This window comes from Streptomyces sudanensis (genome assembly GCF_023614315.1).
Classification (GTDB): domain Bacteria; phylum Actinomycetota; class Actinomycetes; order Streptomycetales; family Streptomycetaceae; genus Streptomyces; species Streptomyces sudanensis.
On sequence record NZ_CP095474.1, the window covers coordinates 3,281,503 to 3,298,900 of the forward strand.

Consider the following 17,398-nt stretch of genomic DNA (forward strand, 5'->3'; position numbering starts at 1 on the left):
CTCAGATCATGCCGGACGATCGCCGTCCGTGCGCGGTGCCCCCGCCTCTTCCGCCAGGCGGCGGTGCTCCGCCGCCTTCCGCTCGTAGATCTCGGCGAGCCGGCGGTGGTGCTCGGGGTCGTCCGCCTCGTAGACGTCGGGAACGCCGCTCATGTCCTCGTCGCGCTCCTCCTGTTCGACGAGGGCCCGGTACCTGCGGACGCGGAGCTTCAGCAGGAACGCGGCGACCACGGCGGCGATCAGCGAACCGGCGAGGACGGCCGCCTTGACCTCGTCGGTGAGCCTCGCGTCGCCCTCGAAGGCCAGCTCGCCGATCAGCAGGGAGACGGTGAAGCCGATGCCGGCGAGGGCGGCCACGGCGAACACGTCCGCCCAGGCCAGGTCCTCGTTGAGCTCGGCACGGGTGAAGCGGGCGGTCAGCCAGGTGCCGCCGAAGACGCCGACCGTCTTGCCGACCACCAGGCCCAGGACCACGCCCAGCGTCTCCGGCTGGGTGAAGACGTCGCGCATCGCCCCGCCGGACACCGCCACGCCCGCCGAGAACAGGGCGAACACCGGCACGGCGAAGCCGGCCGACAGGGGGCGCACCAGGTGCTCGACGTGCTCGCCGGGGGAGTGCTCCTCCCCTTCGCGGCGGGTGCAGCGCAGCATCAGGCCCATGGCGACGCCGGCGATGGTGGCGTGGACGCCGCTGTTGTACATCAGGCCCCAGATCGCCACGGCGAGCGGTACGTACACGTACCAGCCGCGCACGCCCCTGCGGAGCAGGAACCAGAAGAGGGCCAGCCCGGCGCCGGCCCCGCCGAGCGCGGCGAAGTCCAGGTCGTCGGTGAAGAACACCGCGATGATCAGGATGGCGAAGAGGTCGTCGACGACGGCCAGCGTGAGCAGGAAGGCCCGGAGCGCGGACGGCAGGGAGGTGCCGATGACGGCCAGCACGGCGAGCGCGAAGGCGATGTCGGTGGCGGTCGGGACGGCCCAGCCGTCGAAGGAGCCGCCGCCGGCGGCGTTGACCGCCACGTAGACCAGGGCCGGGGCGATCATGCCGCAGAGTGCGGCGGCCACCGGCAGCGCGGCGGCCCTGGGGTCGCGCAGCTCGCCCGCGACCAGCTCGCGCTTGAGCTCGATGCCCGCGACGAAGAAGAAGACCGCGAGGAGCCCGTCGGCGGCCCAGTGCGCCAGCGAGAGGTCCAGCCCGAGCGCGGAGGGCCCCACGTGGAACTCGCGGACCGTCTCGTAGCCGTGGCTCAGCGGGCTGTTCGCCCAGACGAGGGCGGCGACGGCGGCGAGGAGCAGCAGGACGCCGCCGACGGTCTCGGTGCGGAGCGCGTCCAGCAAGAACGTCCGCTCGGGGAGCGACGGGCGGCCGAGGAACCTCCGCCCCGCGGGGGCGGTGCCGCCGTTGTCGGCGTCGGGTGTCCTGGGTGCGGTCACGGTGCGGAGACCTCCGGTGGTGTCGGCGGACATGACGAGTCACGTGCCGACCAGACTTCCCGGCGCCCCATGGATGTTCTTCATCGTTCGGTCGATGCGACGCCCACCCTACAGGCAGGGCGCGGGAGTTTCTTCGACCATCGGTACCTTATGCGAGGAAAGGGCACCCGGCGCGTCGTCGCCGGGCGCCCTTCGCGGTGGTGCCGGGTCAGTCCCCGCCGGGGGCGGCCGACAGCTTGTCCCGGATCAGGTCCATGACGGACGAGTCGGTCAGCGTCGTGACGTCGCCGAGCTGCCGGTTCTCGGCGAAGTCGCGCAGCAGCCGCCGCATGATCTTGCCGGAGCGGGTCTTGGGGAGCTCCGCGACCGGCAGGACGCGCTTCGGTTTGGCGATCGGGCCGAGCGTGGCGCCGACGTGGTCGCGCAGCTCCGCGACGAGCGCGCCGGTGTCCGCCTCGGCTTCCTCCGCCGCGCCGCCGCGCAGGATCACGAACGCCACGATGGCCTGTCCGGTCGTCTCGTCGGCGGCGCCCACGACGGCGGCCTCCGCGACCTTCGGGTGCGACACGAGCGCGGACTCGACCTCCGTGGTGGAGATGTTGTGGCCCGACACCAGCATCACGTCGTCGACCCGGCCGAGCAGCCAGATGTCCCCGTCCTCGTCCTTCTTGGCGCCGTCCCCCGCGAAGTACCTGCCCTCGAAGCGGGACCAGTAGGTGTCGAGGAACCGCTGGTCGTCACCCCAGACGGTGCGCAGCATCGACGGCCACGGCTCCGTGAGGACGAGGTAGCCGCCCCCGCCGGGAGGCACCTCGTTCCCCTCGTCGTCGACGACGGTCGCCGCGATGCCGGGCAGCGGCCGCTGCGCGGAGCCGGGCTTGGCCTCCGTGACGCCGGGCAGCGGGGAGATCATCATCGCGCCGGTCTCGGTCTGCCACCAGGTGTCGACGACCGGGCAGCGGCCGCCGCCGATGTGCTCCCGGTACCAGATCCACGCCTCCGGGTTGATCGGCTCGCCCACCGAGCCCAGGATCCGCAGGCTCGACAGGTCGAACCGGGCGGGGATGTCGTCGCCCCACTTCATGAACGTCCGGATCGCGGTCGGCGCCGTGTAGAGGAGGGTGACGCCGTACTTCTGCACGATCTCCCAGAACCGGCCCTGGTGCGGGGTGTCCGGGGTGCCCTCGTACAGCACCTGCGTCGCGCCGTTGGCCAGCGGGCCGTACACGATGTACGAGTGGCCGGTGACCCAGCCGATGTCGGCGGTGCACCAGTAGACGTCGGTCTCCGGCTTCAGGTCGAAGACGGCCTGGTGGGTGTACGCCACCTGGGTGAGGTAGCCGCCGGAGGTGTGCAGGATGCCCTTCGGCTTGCCGGTGGTGCCGGAGGTGTAGAGGATGAAGAGCGGGTGCTCCGCCTCGAACGCCTCGGGCGTGTGCTCACTGCTCTGCCGGTCGACGATCTCGTGCCACCAGAGGTCCCGCCCCTCGGTCCAGGCCACGTCCTGCCCGGTGTTGCGCACCACGAGCACGTGCTCGACCCCGTCGACCCGGCTCAGCGCCTCGTCGACGGCGGGTTTCAGCGCCGACGGCTTGCCGCGCCGGTGGCCGCCGTCGGCCGTGACGACCACCTTCGCGTCGGCGTCCCGGACACGGGCCGCGATGGCGTCGGCCGAGAACCCGCCGAACACCACGGAGTGCACCGCGCCGATCCGCGCGCACGCCAGCATGGCCACGACCGCCTCGGGGATCATCGGCAGGTAGACCGCGACCCGGTCGCCCTTGCGGACGCCGAGCTCCGTCAGCGCGTGGGCGGCGCGGCTCACCTCGTCCTTGAGCTGGGCGTAGGTGAGGGTCCGGCCGTCGCCCGGCTCGCCCTCGAAGTGGAGGGCGATCCGGTCGCCGTGGCCCGCCTCCACGTGGCGGTCCACGCAGTTGTACGCGACGTTGAGCCTGCCGTCGGCGAACCACTTGGCGAAGGGCGGATTCGACCAGTCGAGTGTCTCGGTGGGCTCGGTCGCCCAGGTGAGACGGCGTGCCTGCTCGGCCCAGAAGCCGAGCCTGTCTGCCGCGGCCCGCTCGTAGGCGTCCGCCGTCACGTTGGCCCGCGCGGCCAGCTCGGCGGGCGGGGCGAACCGCCGCTCCTCCTTCAGAAGATTGGCCAGGCTCTCGTTGCTCACGACATCTCCCATTCCCAGGGCGTCCGTTGGGTCCCGGCCCCAGCTCATCAGCCGGATGCCGGGGGTGGCAAGGGTGTCCCGAATATTGGTCTAGACCTACTTGGTGGCGGGGTGGTGCGGGCGGCCCGGTCGGCGCGTGCGATCGTGCCACCCCTCTTCCCTTCCCCGGTACCGGAAGGCGGGGAAGGGCACCCACCATCACGTCCCCTCTCCGTTCCCGGTTCACCCGGACCGTCCCTCCGGTGGCGCCCGTCCGGCCGGGTGCGGGGCCGCCGGCCGTACGGTCCCGCATCCGGCGGCTCCGAGCCGTGCCCCGCCGGGCGTACGGTCCCCGCGCGTCCGGGGCCTCGGGGTCACGGGGTCCCGGGGCGGTGGGCGGCTGCCCTGCCTGCCGGGGGCGCCGGCCGGGGCCGGCCCGGGGATCTCCGTATCCGGGCAACGGGCCGCGACGCGTGCGAAGGGGGCGGGTCCCTCCCTCGCGGGCGAACGGCTCAACGGTTCACCCGTCGAAGTGATTAGTCGTTCTATACGGCTCGTCATACCGCTCTCATCCGGTCTTCGGTGCGACGTTGACGGCGCTCACGCAGGAGAACCGGTGGAACGGAAGGGCGGGCCGATGAGGGCTGTCAGGAAGAGGATCGGTGTCGGTGCCGTCGGGTTGGCGCTGGTCACCGGACTGGCGGGATGCGGTGGCTCCGGAGAGCCCCTCGGTCCCGGCGCCCAGGGGCCGGAGAAGGGTGCCGTGCCGCCCAAGAGCCGCGTCCGGCTGATCGGCGACGGCTCCACCGCCGACACCGGCGTCCAGCCGGGTCTCGACAGGCCCGCCCGCCTCGCCCCGGGGCAGCGGCCGCCCCAGTTCGTCGTCTTCTCCTGGGACGGCGCCGGCGAGGACAGCCAGAAGCTGTTCTCCCACTTCCGCCGGGTCGGCAAGCGGTACGGCGCGACGATGACGTACTTCCTCAGCGGCGTGTACCTCCTCCCCAAGGAGAAGGCCGCCCTCTACAGCCCGCCCGGACACGCTCCCGGCCGCTCCGACATCGGGTTCAACGACACCGAGGGCATCCGCGCCACCGTGCGCGAACTCCGCGGTGCCTGGCTGGAGGGCAACGAGATCGGGACGCACTTCAACGGGCACTTCTGCGGCCCGGAGGGAGGCGTCGGCACCTGGTCCGTCGAGGACTGGAAGAGCGAGATCGCCCAGGCGAAGTCCTTCGTCAAGAACTGGAAGACCAACTCCGGCCTGGTGAACGAGGAGCCGCTCCCCTTCGACTACGACAAGGAACTCGTCGGGGCCCGGACTCCCTGCCTCGAAGGCCGTGACAACTTCGTGCGCGCCGCGAGCGAACTGGGCTTCCGCTACGACACCAGCGGCGTCAACAAGCAGGTCTGGCCCAGGAAGAACGGCACCCTGTGGGACCTGTCGATGCACCTGGTCCCCATCCCCGGCCGGGCCTTCGAGACGCTGTCCATGGACTACAACTTCATGGTCAACCAGTCCGGGACCACCAAGGGCGACCCCGCCATGCACCGCTTCTGGGGCAACCAGATGAGGGACGGCCTGATCCAGGCGTTCAACCGGTCCTACCAGGGCAACCGGGCACCGGTGGTCATCGGCAACCACTTCGAGTCCTGGAACGGCGGCACCTACATGCGCGCCATCGAGGAAACGATTGCCCACGTCTGTGGGAAGCCCGAGGTCCGCTGCGTGTCGTTCCGTCAGCTGGCGGACTGGCTGGACGCCCAGGACCCGGCCGTCCTCGCCAGGCTGCAGACGCTGAAGGTGGGGCAGGCGCCGGCCGGGGGATGGAACCGCTTCCTCACCGCCCCGCCGGCGAACACCTCGACCACGCTCGGCGGCGAGGACGCGGGCCGGGTGGCCGCCCGCGCTACGGCGCCGTCCGGTGCGCGCCGGGACGGTTAGACCGGCGTCCGCACCGCCTCCTCCCCCAGCACGAAGGCGGGGTCGACCTGCGCGGCCAGGTCGGCACCCGTCTTCGCGTTGCCCCAGCTCTCGGCGTTCCTCAGGTGGAAATGCACCATCTGGCGCGTGTAGCGCTTCCAGTCGCGCAGCTCGTACGTCGCGTCGACGGCGTCCCGCAGCACGCGCAGGGCCTCCCGGTTCTCCGGCTCCAGCGCCCCGAACGGGCCGGGCCGCCCCTTCTCCATGGACCGCACCCAGTCCGACTGCCCGACCGACACCAGGAGGTCGTCGCCCACCTCGTCCCGCAGGAACTCCAGGTCGTCCTGGTTCTGGACCTTGTTGCCGACGACCTTCAGCGCGATCCCGAAGTCCCGTGCGTACTCGGTGTACTGGCGGTAGACCGAGACGCCCCTCCGTGTCGGCTCGGCCACCAGGAACGTCATGTCGAAGCGGGTGAACAACCCGGACGCGAACGAGTCCGAACCGGCGGTCATGTCGACGACGACGTACTCGTCGGAGCCGTCGACCAGGTGGTTGAGGAACAGCTCCACCGCGCCGACCTTCGAGTGATAGCAGGCGACGCCCAGGTCCGCCTCGGTGAACGGTCCCGTCGCCATGAGCCGGATCACGCCGCCGTCCAGTCTCAGCGGGCGGGCGCACGCCTCGTACACCGGGTTGTCCTCGCGGACGCGCAGCAGCCGCGAGCCCTTCCCGGGCGGTGTCGTCTTGATCATGGTGTCGGCGGAGCCGATCCGCGGGTTGCTGCCGCGCAGGTACTGCTTGATCAGCGGCAGGTGCGCGCCCATCGAGGGGAGCGTGCCCGCCTCGTCCTCGTCGAGGCCGAGCGCGGTTCCGAGGTGCTGGTTGATGTCGGCGTCCACCGCGACCACGGGGGCCTCGGTGCTCGCCAGGTGGCGGATGAAGAGCGAGGACAGCGTCGTCTTGCCGCTGCCGCCCTTCCCAACAAAAGCGATCTTCATGTTCACCTAGGGTAGTGGTCCGATGACTTATCGCGGTCGATCCCTATGAAGAACACCACTCCTCGTGAGTCGGTTGCGCGTGTGCGCGTAGCCTCGCTCCTTATGAGCACGAACGCCGCCGACCCGCTGGCCGCCCTCGCCTCGCTGCCCGGGGTCCCCGACTCCGTGGACTCCGTGCGCAGGGCCGTCGACCGGGTGTACGGGCACCGCGTCATGCGGCGCCGCAGCAACGAGGTCTCCTCGGAGGCCGCGCTGCGCGGTGCGCGCGCCTCGGCGGCGCTGTCCGGCGCCGACTGGGCCCTGGAGGAGGTCCGCCGGCGCAGCGACTTCGGCGGGGACGCGCAGGCCCGGACGGTCGGCGCGGCGCTGAGGCTCGGCGCCGAGGTCGGTCAGCTGCTCTCCGTCTGGCGGCAGTCCCCCCTGCGGGTCCTGGCCAGGCTGCACCTCGTGGCGGCCGGCGACGCCGCGCCGTCCGTGGGCCGGCCGCGGCAGGCCGGCGAGGCGGTCGAGGAGCCGCTGATCGAGGCGCCCCTGCCGGACGCGGCCGAGGTCGCCGCCCGGCTGGACGGCCTCGCGGAGCTGATCGTCAGGGGCACGTCCGCCCCGGCGCTGATCACCGCCTCCGTGGTGCACGGCGAACTGCTGGCGCTGCGGCCCTTCACCTCGTACAGCGGCCTGGTGGCGCGGGCGGCCGAACGCCTGGTGCTGATCGCCAGCGGGCTCGACCCCAAGGGGGTCTGCCCCGCCGAGGTCGGTCACGCCGAACCGGGCCGTGCCGCGTACGTCGCGGCCTTCGACGGCTACCTGTCCGGGACGCCGGAGGGAATGGCCCGGTGGATCGCCCACTGCGGCCGGGCCGTGGAACTCGGCGTCCGGGAATCGACCGCCGTGTGCGAGGCGCTCCAGCGGGGCGCCGCCTGAGCCCGGCCGCGCGCCGGTTCGTGCCCGGCCGGTCCGGTTCCGCTTTCACGGCCCCCGGCCGGTCCGGTTCCGCTTTCACGGCCGGGAAGGAGCGCCTGGCTCCGGCAGGGGTGCGGCGGTACCGATTTCCGGTACCGCCGCCGACACTTCCACCGAGTTACCATGCGTCCTCGATATGTACCCATCAGGCGGGGAACTTCGCCCTGCGCCTGGTGCGGCTGGCCCGTAATCGACGGGTCGACGTCGCGTGGGTGCTCGGTTTCCGTGCCCTTCGGTCCGTGGGCCTTCCTGCTCAACGGGCATCCTTCCGGATGTCCTCGGTCTCGCGGGCCGTAAGTCCTTTGTACTACCGGGACTGCGGCGGGGAAAGTCCTGCCGGATATCTTTACTTTCGCCTTCACATACCCGCGAGCGAGGCGGAGGCGACCTGCGTCGAGGCCGACCGGCGCCGTCTGCCGGCGTACCAGACGAGCCCCGCCGTGGCGGCGGCGCCGATCGCCGCGGCCGCCACCAGGGCCGGTCGCGGCGGCATCCGGAACGAGGGCAGACGCTGCTTCAGCCGGACGGGGCGGTTGAAGACGAGGACCGGCCACTCCCGTGCCACCGCCTCCCGGCGCAGTACGCGGTCCGGGTTCACCGCGTGCGGGTGCCCGACCGCCTCCAGCATCGGCAGATCGGTCGCCGAGTCGCTGTACGCGTAGCACCGCGACAGGTCGTACCCCTCCGACGCGGCGAGGTCCCGCACCGCCTCGGCCTTGGTGGGCCCGTACGCGTAGTACTCCACCTCCCCCGTGAAGCATCCGTCGTCGCCCACGACCATCCGGGTCGCGACCACACGGTCCGCCCCCAGCATCTCTCCGATCGGCTCCACGACCTCGGCGCCCGAGGTGGAGACGATCACCACGTCCCGCCCGGCGGCGTGGTGCTCCTCGATGAGCGAGGCGGCCTCGTCGTAGATGATCGGATCGATCAGCTCGTGCAGTGTCTCGGCGACCAGCTCCTTGACCTGCTGGACGTTCCAGCCCTTGCAGAGCCTGGAGAGGTAGGCGCGCATCCGCTCCATCTGGTCGTGGTCGGCTCCCCCCGCGAGGAAGACGAACTGCGTGTAAGCGGTGCGCAGCGCGTCGCGGCGGTTGATCAGGCCGCCCTGGTAGAAGGACTTGCCGAAGGTCAGAGTCGATGACTTCGCAATGACCGTCTTGTCCAGGTCGAAGAAGGCGGCCGTGCGAGGCGAGGAGTGGTTTTCCACGAGCCCGAGCATAGGTGGCCGCCATTCGGCGTACGCTGGTGCGTGTGGGTTTGCCTGAGAAGGCTCTCGGGTACACCATGGAAGTCACGGATCGTTCGCGACCGTGTTAAACCGGACCGGCTCCTCCCCCCCCGAGTCGGCCGGAAAGACGACCCCCGCTCTCCCCCCCGGCGGGGGTCGTCGCATGTCCCGGGGGTTTCCCGCCCGCCGGACCCGCCTCGGCCTCTCCATCTCGACTCCTCCGCACTCCTGCGGTGCCGGTTCCGGCACGCCGCTTTTCCTCACTCAGAGTAGCCGAGGTGCTGCTCTAGGGAAGTCGCTGGTACGGGTGATCGAGTTATTCACAAGTGGTGGGTTATCCACAGTTTCTTAGCAAGATCCACTTTATTTCCGGAAGCCCGCCACTGTGATTCCCACTGCGGAACCGTGAGGGGGAATCACCGGCCTCCGACCCGCGGTGACCCCTGCGCTCAGACGCCGGGAGTCGCCGCGCGGACGGTACGGGCGGGCCATGCGCGGTGTGCGGCGGGGACGGCGCCGGGACAGGTGCCGCGGACAAGCGGAAGAGGGGTGGAGGACATGGCGGAAGCCGGGACGGGCGGCCGCCCGCCGGTCGCGGACGGCCGACGGGCGGAACCGCTGATCGTGAGCGAGGACGCCGAACTGCTCGACGACCTGCTCAGGTTGTGTGCCGCCGCGGGATGCCGGCCCGTGGTGCACCACGGGCCGCCGGACCGCAAGACCGTGTGGGAGGCGGCGCCGCTGGTCGTCGTCGGCGATGACGCGGCGGCACGCTGCCGGGGGGTGCCGCGCAGGTCGGGCGTGCTGCTCGTGGGTCGTGACCAGGGCGACACCGGCGTGTGGCGGCGGGCCGTGGAGATCGGAGCGGAGTGCGTCCTGCGGTTGCCGGACGCGGAGAGCTGGCTCATCGACCGGATCGCCGATGTCGTCGAGGGGACCGGACGGCAGGCGACGACCGTCGGGGTGCTCGGCGGCAGGGGAGGGGCGGGGGCGTCGATCCTCGCGTGTGCCCTGGCCGTCGGCGCGGCCCGCGCCGGGCACCGCACGATGCTCGTGGACGGCGACCCGCTCGGGGGTGGGCTCGACGTCCTCCTCGGGGCGGAGCGGGAAGAAGGGCTGAGGTGGCCGGACCTCGCCGACTCCCGGGGTCGGGTCGCCGGCGCGGCGCTCGAGGAGTCGCTGCCCTCCCTGCACGGTCTGCGCGTGCTGAGCTGGGACCGGGGCGACACCGCGGCGGTCTCCCCCGAGGCCATGCGGTCCGTGCTCGCGGCGGCGCGCCGGCGGGGCGGTGCCGTGGTGGTCGACCTGCCGCGCCGTATCGACGACGCCACCGTCGAGGCGCTCGCCCAGGTCGACATGGGGCTGCTCATCGTGCCGGGGGAGCTCAGGGCGGTCGCCGCGGCGAAGAGGGTGGCGTCCGTGGCGGGCATGGTCCTCGACGACCTGCGCGTGGTCGTGCGCGGCCCCTGCGCCGCCGGGGTCGACGAAGCGTGGGTGGCTCAGGTGCTCGGGCTTCCACTCGTGGGGGAACTGCCCGCGGAACCGGGACTGTCGGCGTCCCTGGCCGACGGGACCCCTCCCGGTGGCAGCGCCTCCAGCCCGCTGGGGCGGTTCTGCTCCGCGTTCTGGGAGCGGGTGTCGGCACCGGAGGGCGTGTCGTGACCGCCGGGCTGCTGGAGGCCGTACGGCAGCGGCTCGCGGAGAGCGGAGCCGACCCGACACCGGCCGGGGTGGCGGCGGCGCTGCGGGCCCAGGGGAGGCTGCTGGGCGACACCCAGGTCCTCGGGACCGCCGAGGAACTGCGCTGCGAACTGGTGGGCACGGGGCCGTTGGAGCCGCTGCTCTCCGATCCCGCGGTCACCGACGTGCTGGTGTCCGCACCGGACCGGGTGTGGGTGGACCGGGGGGACGGCCTCGAACTGTCCGGGGTGTCCTTCCCCGACGCCGAGGCCGTGCGCCGACTCGCCCAGAGACTCGCGGCGGTGGCGGGCCGGCGCCTCGACGACGCCCGCCCCTGGGCCGACGCCAGGCTGCCGGACGGCACGCGGATGCACGCGGTGCTGCCGCCGATCGCCGTCGGCTCGACGTGCCTGTCCCTGCGCGTGGTACGGCCGCGCGCCTTCACCCTCACCGAACTCGTCGATGCCGGGACGGTGCCGCCGCACGGTGACCGCATCCTGCGGGCACTCGTCGAGAACCGCGTGTCGTACCTGGTCAGCGGCGGTACGGGCACAGGGAAGACGACACTGCTGTCCACCCTCCTCGGGCTCGTCGGGGAGCGGGAGCGGATCCTCCTGGCCGAGGACTCGGCGGAGCTGCGCCCCGACCATCCGCATGTGGTGCGGTTGGAGGCGCGCCCGCCGAACCAGGAGGGCGCCGGCCGGGTGACCCTTCGGGACCTGGTCCGCCAGGCGCTGCGGATGCGGCCGGACCGACTGGTCGTCGGCGAGGTGCGGGGCGCGGAGGTCGCCGACCTGCTGGCCGCCCTGAACACGGGGCACGAAGGCGGGTGCGGGACGGTGCACGCCAACACCGCGGCGGACGTACCCGTTCGCCTTGAGGCCCTCGGGACGGCCGCGGGGCTCGACCGGGCGGCACTGCACAGTCAGCTGGCCGCCGGACTGTCCGCCGTGGTGCACCTGGTGCGCGTGCCGGGCGGCCGCCGGAGGGTCGCGGAGATCCACGTGCTGGAGCGGGGGGCCGACGGGCTGGTCGTCACCGTGCCCGCGCTGCGGTGGGGACCGGCCGGCTTCGTCGAGGAACGGGGCTGGGAGAGGCTGCGCGCCCTGATCGGGGGTGCGCGGTGGTGACGGGCGGGCCGGTACGCGCGGCGGTGCTGTGCGCGGACGCGGCGGCGCGGCTCCGCGCGGGCCCGGGTGGGCGCCGGGGCCGGGAGCTGTTCGGGGGCGGCGCGACCCGGGCGGGAGCCTGGCCTGCCGGTCGGCGGCCGGTGCCGAGGCTGCGGCCGGAGTGGCTGTGCCTCGTGGCCGCGCTCGTACCGGCCCTGCTGGGCCGGTCCCTGCTGCCGCTGCTGGCGGGCGCGGTCGCCGTGCCCCTGGTCGGCAGGCGGCTGCGCGCGAGGACCCGCGGCAGGGAGCGGGACCGGCGTGCCGACGCCGTGATCGAACTGTGTGCCGTCATGGCGGCGGAGCTGCGGGCCGGCGGCCAGCCCGCCCGGGCGCTGGTCTTCGCCGCCCGCGCCACCGGGGCGCTGGGTGCCGTGGAGCCCGCCGTACTGGCCGCCGCGCGGTTCGGCGGTGATGTGCCCGGGGCGCTGCGTGACGCGGCACGGGCGGAGGGAGCCGACGGGCTGGCCGGTCTCGCGGCGTGCTGGCAGGTCGCCGTGGACGGCGGCGCGGGGCTGGCCGCCGGGCTCGACCGGGTGGAGGAGGCACTTCGGGAGCGGCGGGAACAGCGGGAACGGCTCCGGGCCCAGCTGTCCGGAGCATGGGCCACCGTGGTCCTCCTCGCCCTGCTGCCCGTCGCGGGCCTCGCCCTGGGCTCCGCCCTCGGCGCCGAGCCGTTGAAGGTCCTCCTGCACACCCCGGCCGGTCTGGCCTGCCTCGCGGTCGGCGGGGCTCTGGAGGCGGCGGGGCTGCGGTGGNCCGGGCGGATCGTCGGAGCGGGGGAGGAGCCGTGACGTGGGAGGCCGTGGAGGCCGTCAGCCGCTCGTGGGCGGTGATCGCGGTGCTCACGGCCGCGCTGTGGACGACGTGGAGCGCCGTTCACGCCCGGCGGGCCGGACGGGCGCGCGGGCGGTTCGTGATGCGGGCCGGGGCCGGACAACCCCGCCGTGTCCGCATCCGGGGGACGGGACGCACCGCGGCCGGGGCCCGCCGGTGGGTCGGCCCGGCCGCGGCGGTGATGGCCGGGTGGGTGCTGCTCGGCGGGGCCGCCGGCTGCGCGGTCGGTGTCGCCGGGGCGTACGGCCTGTGGAGGTGGCGGCGGCGCCCCCGTCCCCCGGCCGCCGACGCCGAGGCGGCCGGCCGGCTGCCGCTCGCTGCGGAACTGCTCGCGGCCTGCCTCTCGGCCGGGGCGGGCCCGCGTGAGGCGGCGGAGGCGGTCGGCCGGTCGATGGGCGGGCCCGTGGGCGAGCGGTTCGGGCGGACAGCGGCGGAACTGGCGCTGGGCGGGGACCCGCGGGAGGCGTGGGGCCGGCTCGGGGACGTCCCGGGGGCGCGGCCGCTGGCCCGCTGTCTGGAGCGGGCGGCTGCCTCGGGGGCCCCGGCGGCCGCACCGGTGTCCCGGCTGGCCGCGGGGCTGCGCGCCGATCGCGCCAGAGCCGCCACCGCTCGGGCCCAGCGGGCGCAGGTGCTGATCACGGCGCCGGTGGGGCTGTGTTTCCTGCCCGCCTTCCTCGCGGTGGGCGTGGCGCCGGTCGTGATCGGACTGGCAGGTCGGCTGTTGTGAGGGCCGCCGGCTCCCGGAGCCGGCGGAGACGACACGAGTGGTACGAGACGAGGAGGTTGCCGTGTGGCACCGAATGACGGAGTGGACGAAGCGGGGCTGGGCGAGGGCCCGGACGGGCATGCGCCGGGACACCGGCATGAACACGGCCGAGTACGCGATGGGCACGATCGCCGCCTGCGCCTTCGCGGCCGTGCTGTACAAGGTCGTGACGAGCGGCGCCGTGGCATCGGGACTGCGGTCGACGATCGAGAGGGCGCTCGATGCCCCGTTCTGAGGCGCGTCCGGCGCAACGCGGACCGGGGTTCGGTGACGGCGGAGGCGGCCCTGGCCGTGCCCGCGCTGGTGGTGTTCACCATGGCGCTGCTCTGGGGGCTCGTCGCGGCGGCCGCGCAGATCCAGTGCGTGGACGCGGCGCGTGCCGGGGCACGGGCGGTGGCCAGGTCGGAGCCGGAGGGATCGGCGGTGGAGGCGGCCCGGACGGCCGCGCCGGACGGGGCGCGGGTGGCGGTGGAACGCGTGGGCGACCTGTGGCGGGTACGGGTCGAAGCGCCCGCTCCGGGCCCCGTCTCCTGGGGGCTGACGCTCCGGGCCGAGGCGGCCGCGCTCGCGGAGGACGCGGTGGGCCGCGCGGCCGGGGACGGCGGTCCCTGAGGTCCGGTGGCGACCGGGGCTCGGCGAGCGTGTGGTCGGCGATGGCGGCGGGCGCGCTGTGCGTCGTGTTCGCCGCCGTGCTCGCCCTGGGGCAGGCCGTGGCGACCCGCCACCGGGCGGGCGGCGCCGCGGACCTGGCGGCCCTCGCAGCGGCCGACCGCGCCCTGCGGGGCGCGGGTGCCGCCTGCGGGGCGGCCGGCCGGGTCGCCCGGGCCCAGCGGGCGGAAGTGGTGCGGTGCGTCCTGCGGGGGGAGGTGGCGGAAGTGACCGCCCGGGCGCGGTTCGGCCCGTACGCGCCGGTGGTCAGGTCGAGGGCGGGTCCTCCGGGGGCGTGGCCGGTGCCCGGGCCTCCCGGGGGGAGTCCGGAACGGCCCGGGTCCCCCGGGGCTCCACCCGCTCCGCCGGGCCCTGCGGAGCGTTCCGGAGCAGTTCGGTGAGGAGGCGTACGGCGGCGCGCTTGTGCAGCGGCTCGTTGCCGTTGCCGCACTTGGGGGACTGGATGCACGACGGGCAGCCCGCGTCGCACTCGCACGACGCGATCGCCTCGCGGGTCGCGTCCAGCCAGGCGCGGGCGGCGTGGAAGGCCCGCTCGGCGAAGCCGGCACCACCCGGATGGCCGTCGTAGACGAACACCGTCGGCAGCAGCGTGTCGGGGTGGAGCGGGACGGACACGCCGCCGATGTCCCACCGGTCGCAGGTGGCGAACAGCGGCAGCAGGCCGATCGAGGCGTGCTCGGCGGCGTGGAGGGCCCCGCCCAGTTGCTCCGGGTTCACCCGGGCGGCGTCGAGCTGGTCCTCGGTCACCGTCCACCACACCGCCCGGGTGCGCAGGGTGCGGGGCGGCAGGTCGAGCCGGGTCTCGCCGAGGACCTCGCCGGTCGTCAGGCGACGGCGGAGGAAGGAGACGACCTGGTTGGTGACCTGCACGGAGCCGTAGCAGAGACGGGCGTCCCCCCAGGGGACCTCGGTGTCGGTCTCCAGCACGGAGACGGAGGTGGTGTCACGGGCGGTGGTGGAGTACGGCGGGGCGGCCTCCTCGACCAGGGCGACCGACTCCTCCAGGTCGAGGTGCCGCACCAGGTACGTACGACCCTGGTGGAGGTGGACGGCGCCCTGGTGGACGGTGGTGTGGGCGGCCGAGGCGTCCACGGTGCCCAGGAGGCGTCCCGTGCCCTCCTCGACGATCCGGACGGGGCTGCGGCCCTCACCCCGGATGTCGGTCAGGTCGGCGGCGCGCTCGCGGCGCGTCCAGTACCAGCCGGACGGCCGCCGCCGCAGCAGACCTGCGGTCTCCAGCTGCGGCATCAGCTCCGCCGCGGCCGGGCCGAACAGCGCCAGGTCCTCGTCGGAGAGCGGTGACTCGGCCGCCGCCGCACACAGGTGCGGGGCCAGGACGTACGGGTTGTCGGGGTCCAGGACGGTGGACTCCACCGGGCGGCGGAACAGCGCCTCCGGGTGGTGGACGAGGTACGTGTCCAGCGGGTCGTCACGGGCGACCAGCACCGCCAGGGCACCCTCGCCGGACCGTCCGGCGCGGCCCGCCTGCTGCCACAGGGAGGCGCGGGTGCCGGGATAGCCGCAGATGAGGACCGCGTCCAGGCCCGACACGTCGATGCCCAGCTCCAGGGCGGTGGTCGCGGCGAGACCCAGGAGCTCCCCGGAGTGCAGGGCCCGCTCCAGGGCGCGCCGCTCCTCGGGAAGGTAACCGCCCCGGTAGGCGGCGACCCTGCGGGCGAGGGAGCGGTCCACCCCGGCGAGCCGCTCCTGCGCGATGACCGAGATCAGCTCCGCCCCCCGCCGGGAGCGGACGAAGGCGACCGAGCGGACGCCCTGCACCGTCAGGTCGGTCAGGAGGTCGGCGGTCTCGGCCGTCGCGGTACGCCGGACGGGGGCGCCGTTCTCCCCTTCCAGTTCGGTGAGCGGCGGCTCCCACAGGGCGAAGACGAGTTCGCCCCGCGGTGAGGCGTCGTCGGCCACCTCGCGGACGGGCAGGCCGGTGAGGCGGCTCGCCGCGACGGCCGGTTCGGCGGCGGTGGCCGAGGCGAGGAGGAACACCGGCTCGGAGCCGTACCGGGCGCACAGTCGGCGCAGCCGCCGCAGCACCTGGGCGACGTGGGAACCGAAGACGCCCCGGTAGGTGTGGCACTCGTCGATCACCACGTAGCGCAGGGCGCGCAGGAAGGAGGACCAGCGCGGGTGGGACGGGAGGACACCCCGATGGAGCATGTCCGGGTTGGTCAGCACGTAGTTCGCGTACTGGCGGACCCACTCGCGCTCCTCGAACGGCGTGTCCCCGTCGTACACGGCCGGGCGGATCCGGTTGCCGAGCGGGGCCGACAGGGCCCGTACGGTGCGCCGCTGGTCCGCGGCCAGCGCCTTGGTGGGGGACAGGTACAGCGCGGTGGCGCCGCGGCCGTCGGCCGCCTCGGAGCCTTCCAGGAGCGCCGACAGGACGGGCGCGAGGTAGGCCAGGGACTTCCCGGACGCCGTCCCCGTGGCGATCACCACCGACTCGCCGTCCAGGGCGTGCTCGGCGGCGGCGGCCTGGTGGGCCCACGGATGGTCGACGCCGAACCGGTGAATGGCGTCGACCACTTCCGGGCGGATGCGGTCGGGCCAGACGGCATGTCGGCCCTCTCTCGGGGGCAAATGCTCCGTATGAGTGATGCGCGCAGCCCGGCCCGCCCGCGCGGCGAGCCGGTCGAGGACCGTACCGGGGGAGGGGCGGGTGTCCCCGTTCCCGGGGGGACGACTGGGGCGGTGATTCCTGGCCATCGGCACCGAGTGTGTCACCGGCGTGACGGACAATGCTCCCAAGGCGTCGTGCATGGCTGCTGGTAAGTGATTGAATGCCATCGCGGCTGGCGATCCGTCCCCTGACTCCGTCGGGGAGACCCGGGGGCGACCGCTCGATAGCAAGGTGCTGGAGGATCCGTGGACCTGTCCCTGTCGACTCGCAATGTGTCCGGCCCTGGTGGCGACCGTATGGTCGTCGAGGTCGGTGGCGAGATTGATGTGTATACCGCGCCCAAGCTGCGCGAGCAGTTGGTCGAGTTGGTGAACGACGGCAGTTACCACCTGGTCGTCGACATGGAGGGCGTGGACTTCCTGGACTCGACCGGCCTCGGCGTCCTGGTCGGCGGGCTGAAGCGCGTGCGTGCCCACGAGGGCTCGCTGCGCCTGGTCTGCAACCAGGAGCGCATCCTGAAGATCTTCCGGATCACGGGCCTGACCAAGGTGTTCCCGATCCACACCACGGTCGACGAGGCCGTGGCCGCCACCGACTGACCGGCGCCGGCGGCGTCCCTCCGCACGGGGCGGACGCCGCCGGTGCCGTTGATGCGCGCCAGGGCATCCCGCGGCTCCGGTGCCCGCCGGCGCCGCGGGCCGGTTCGGGGCTCTGGTGTCCGGAGTGCCGTGCCGGTCCCGGCCCGTGCCCGCCGCCCGGCGGGCCGCGCCGGGCTCCGCCGTGAGCGCCGCCGGGCCGAAGGCCGGGCGGTCGGAAGCCATGGCGGCCGTGCGCCGTCCTGGTTCCGCGCCGGGCTTCCGCCGAGGCCCGCCGTACGGGCGGCTCCGCCCCTCCACCGGCGGAGGCGGGGAAACGGGGCCTCCGGTCCTTCGCGCGGGGCGTG

General features: G+C 73.8%; 14 protein-coding genes and 1 pseudogene. 10 read left to right on the forward strand and 5 right to left on the reverse strand.

Annotated features, from left to right (window positions below):
• Nucleotides 1–6: 6 nt before the first annotated feature.
• Together nhaA and acs are read right to left on the reverse strand one after the other, a co-directional pair.
• A complete protein-coding gene (gene nhaA / locus MW084_RS15325; protein ID WP_010473277.1) occupies nt 7–1,467 on the reverse strand; it encodes a Na+/H+ antiporter NhaA in 1,461 nt (486 codons plus the stop codon).
• A 175-nt stretch (nt 1,468–1,642) separates the two neighbouring features.
• Nucleotides 1,643–3,661, reverse strand: coding sequence for an acetate--CoA ligase (acs, locus tag MW084_RS15330; protein WP_193789358.1), 2,019 nt, complete (start codon nt 3,659–3,661; stop codon nt 1,643–1,645).
• 568 nt (nt 3,662–4,229) lie between these two features.
• Between acs and MW084_RS15335 the strand changes: the two genes are divergently transcribed.
• On the forward strand, nt 4,230–5,534 hold the full coding sequence (locus MW084_RS15335) for a polysaccharide deacetylase family protein (protein WP_039829659.1): 1,305 nt from the start codon (nt 4,230–4,232) through the stop codon (nt 5,532–5,534).
• Here the strand turns inward: MW084_RS15335 and MW084_RS15340 are convergent.
• Complete coding sequence (locus tag MW084_RS15340) at nt 5,531–6,514, reverse strand: ATP-binding protein (protein ID WP_010473271.1); 984 nt, start codon at nt 6,512–6,514, stop codon at nt 5,531–5,533. The two genes, MW084_RS15335 and MW084_RS15340, sit on opposite strands and share 4 nt — an antisense overlap.
• Before the next feature lie 102 nt (nt 6,515–6,616).
• Between MW084_RS15340 and MW084_RS15345 the strand changes: the two genes are divergently transcribed.
• Entirely contained in the window at nt 6,617–7,435 is an 819-nt protein-coding gene (locus MW084_RS15345; RefSeq protein ID WP_010473269.1) for a Fic family protein, read from the forward strand.
• A 397-nt stretch (nt 7,436–7,832) separates the two neighbouring features.
• Here MW084_RS15345 and MW084_RS15350 read toward each other — a convergent pair whose 3' ends face one another.
• The gene (locus tag MW084_RS15350; protein WP_010473267.1) at nt 7,833–8,696 is read right to left on the reverse strand and encodes an HAD family hydrolase; all 864 of its coding nucleotides are present in this window, start codon (nt 8,694–8,696) and stop codon (nt 7,833–7,835) included.
• Between the two features lie 567 nt (nt 8,697–9,263).
• On the opposite strand from MW084_RS15350, the gene ssd reads away from it, so the two are divergent.
• The 7 genes and pseudogenes from ssd to MW084_RS15385 all read left to right on the forward strand — a co-directional run.
• The gene (gene ssd / locus MW084_RS15355) at nt 9,264–10,367 is read left to right on the forward strand and encodes a septum site-determining protein Ssd (RefSeq protein WP_029553699.1); all 1,104 of its coding nucleotides are present in this window, start codon (nt 9,264–9,266) and stop codon (nt 10,365–10,367) included.
• Entirely contained in the window at nt 10,364–11,515 is a 1,152-nt protein-coding gene (locus MW084_RS15360; RefSeq protein ID WP_010473263.1) for a TadA family conjugal transfer-associated ATPase, read from the forward strand. The genes ssd and MW084_RS15360 overlap by 4 nt, the downstream gene beginning before the upstream one ends.
• Nucleotides 11,512–12,309: type II secretion system F family protein (locus MW084_RS15365; protein WP_420833742.1), on the forward strand; the 798-nt coding region annotated here is incomplete at its 3' end. The genes MW084_RS15360 and MW084_RS15365, both read left to right, overlap by 4 nt.
• 32 nt (nt 12,310–12,341) lie before the next feature.
• Nucleotides 12,342–13,115 (forward strand): type II secretion system F family protein, encoded by a 774-nt coding sequence (locus MW084_RS15370; RefSeq protein ID WP_010473259.1) that lies wholly within the window; start codon nt 12,342–12,344, stop codon nt 13,113–13,115.
• Nucleotides 13,116–13,188: 73 nt separating this feature from the next.
• The gene (locus MW084_RS15375) at nt 13,189–13,389 is read left to right on the forward strand and encodes a DUF4244 domain-containing protein (protein WP_010473257.1); all 201 of its coding nucleotides are present in this window, start codon (nt 13,189–13,191) and stop codon (nt 13,387–13,389) included.
• Nucleotides 13,390–13,421: 32 nt separating this feature from the next.
• Nucleotides 13,422–13,766 carry a TadE family type IV pilus minor pilin gene (locus MW084_RS15380; RefSeq protein ID WP_010473255.1) on the forward strand — a complete coding sequence of 115 codons (345 nt, stop codon included), beginning with the start codon at nt 13,422–13,424 and terminating at the stop codon, nt 13,764–13,766.
• Between the two features lie 29 nt (nt 13,767–13,795).
• A pseudogene (locus MW084_RS15385) lies at nt 13,796–14,029 on the forward strand (Rv3654c family TadE-like protein); the annotation flags it as partial.
• Nucleotides 14,030–14,069: 40 nt separating this feature from the next.
• Here MW084_RS15385 and MW084_RS15390 read toward each other — a convergent pair.
• Nucleotides 14,070–16,622: a DEAD/DEAH box helicase gene (locus MW084_RS15390; protein WP_078571939.1), complete on the reverse strand. Its 2,553-nt coding sequence runs from the start codon at nt 16,620–16,622 to the stop codon at nt 14,070–14,072.
• A gap of 78 nt (nt 16,623–16,700) precedes the next feature.
• On the opposite strand from MW084_RS15390, the gene MW084_RS15395 reads away from it, so the two are divergent.
• Complete coding sequence (locus tag MW084_RS15395) at nt 16,701–17,054, forward strand: STAS domain-containing protein (RefSeq protein ID WP_029553697.1); 354 nt, start codon at nt 16,701–16,703, stop codon at nt 17,052–17,054.
• The last annotated feature ends 344 nt before the right edge of the window (nt 17,055–17,398 follow it).

Excerpts from the sequence above, each read along its gene's own strand:
- nhaA (WP_010473277.1), bottom strand. The coding sequence starts at position 1,467 with ATGTCCGCCGACACCACCGGAGGTCTCCGCACCGTGACCGCACCCAGG.
- acs (WP_193789358.1), bottom strand. The coding sequence starts at position 3,661 with ATGAGCTGGGGCCGGGACCCAACGGACGCCCTGGGAATGGGAGATGTC.
- MW084_RS15335 (WP_039829659.1), top strand. The coding sequence starts at position 4,230 with ATGAGGGCTGTCAGGAAGAGGATCGGTGTCGGTGCCGTCGGGTTGGCG.
- MW084_RS15340 (WP_010473271.1), bottom strand. The coding sequence starts at position 6,514 with ATGAAGATCGCTTTTGTTGGGAAGGGCGGCAGCGGCAAGACGACGCTG.
- MW084_RS15345 (WP_010473269.1), top strand. The coding sequence starts at position 6,617 with ATGAGCACGAACGCCGCCGACCCGCTGGCCGCCCTCGCCTCGCTGCCC.
- MW084_RS15350 (WP_010473267.1), bottom strand. The coding sequence starts at position 8,696 with ATGCTCGGGCTCGTGGAAAACCACTCCTCGCCTCGCACGGCCGCCTTC.
- ssd (WP_029553699.1), top strand. The coding sequence starts at position 9,264 with ATGGCGGAAGCCGGGACGGGCGGCCGCCCGCCGGTCGCGGACGGCCGA.
- MW084_RS15375 (WP_010473257.1), top strand. The coding sequence starts at position 13,189 with ATGACGGAGTGGACGAAGCGGGGCTGGGCGAGGGCCCGGACGGGCATG.
- MW084_RS15390 (WP_078571939.1), bottom strand. The coding sequence starts at position 16,622 with ATGGCATTCAATCACTTACCAGCAGCCATGCACGACGCCTTGGGAGCA.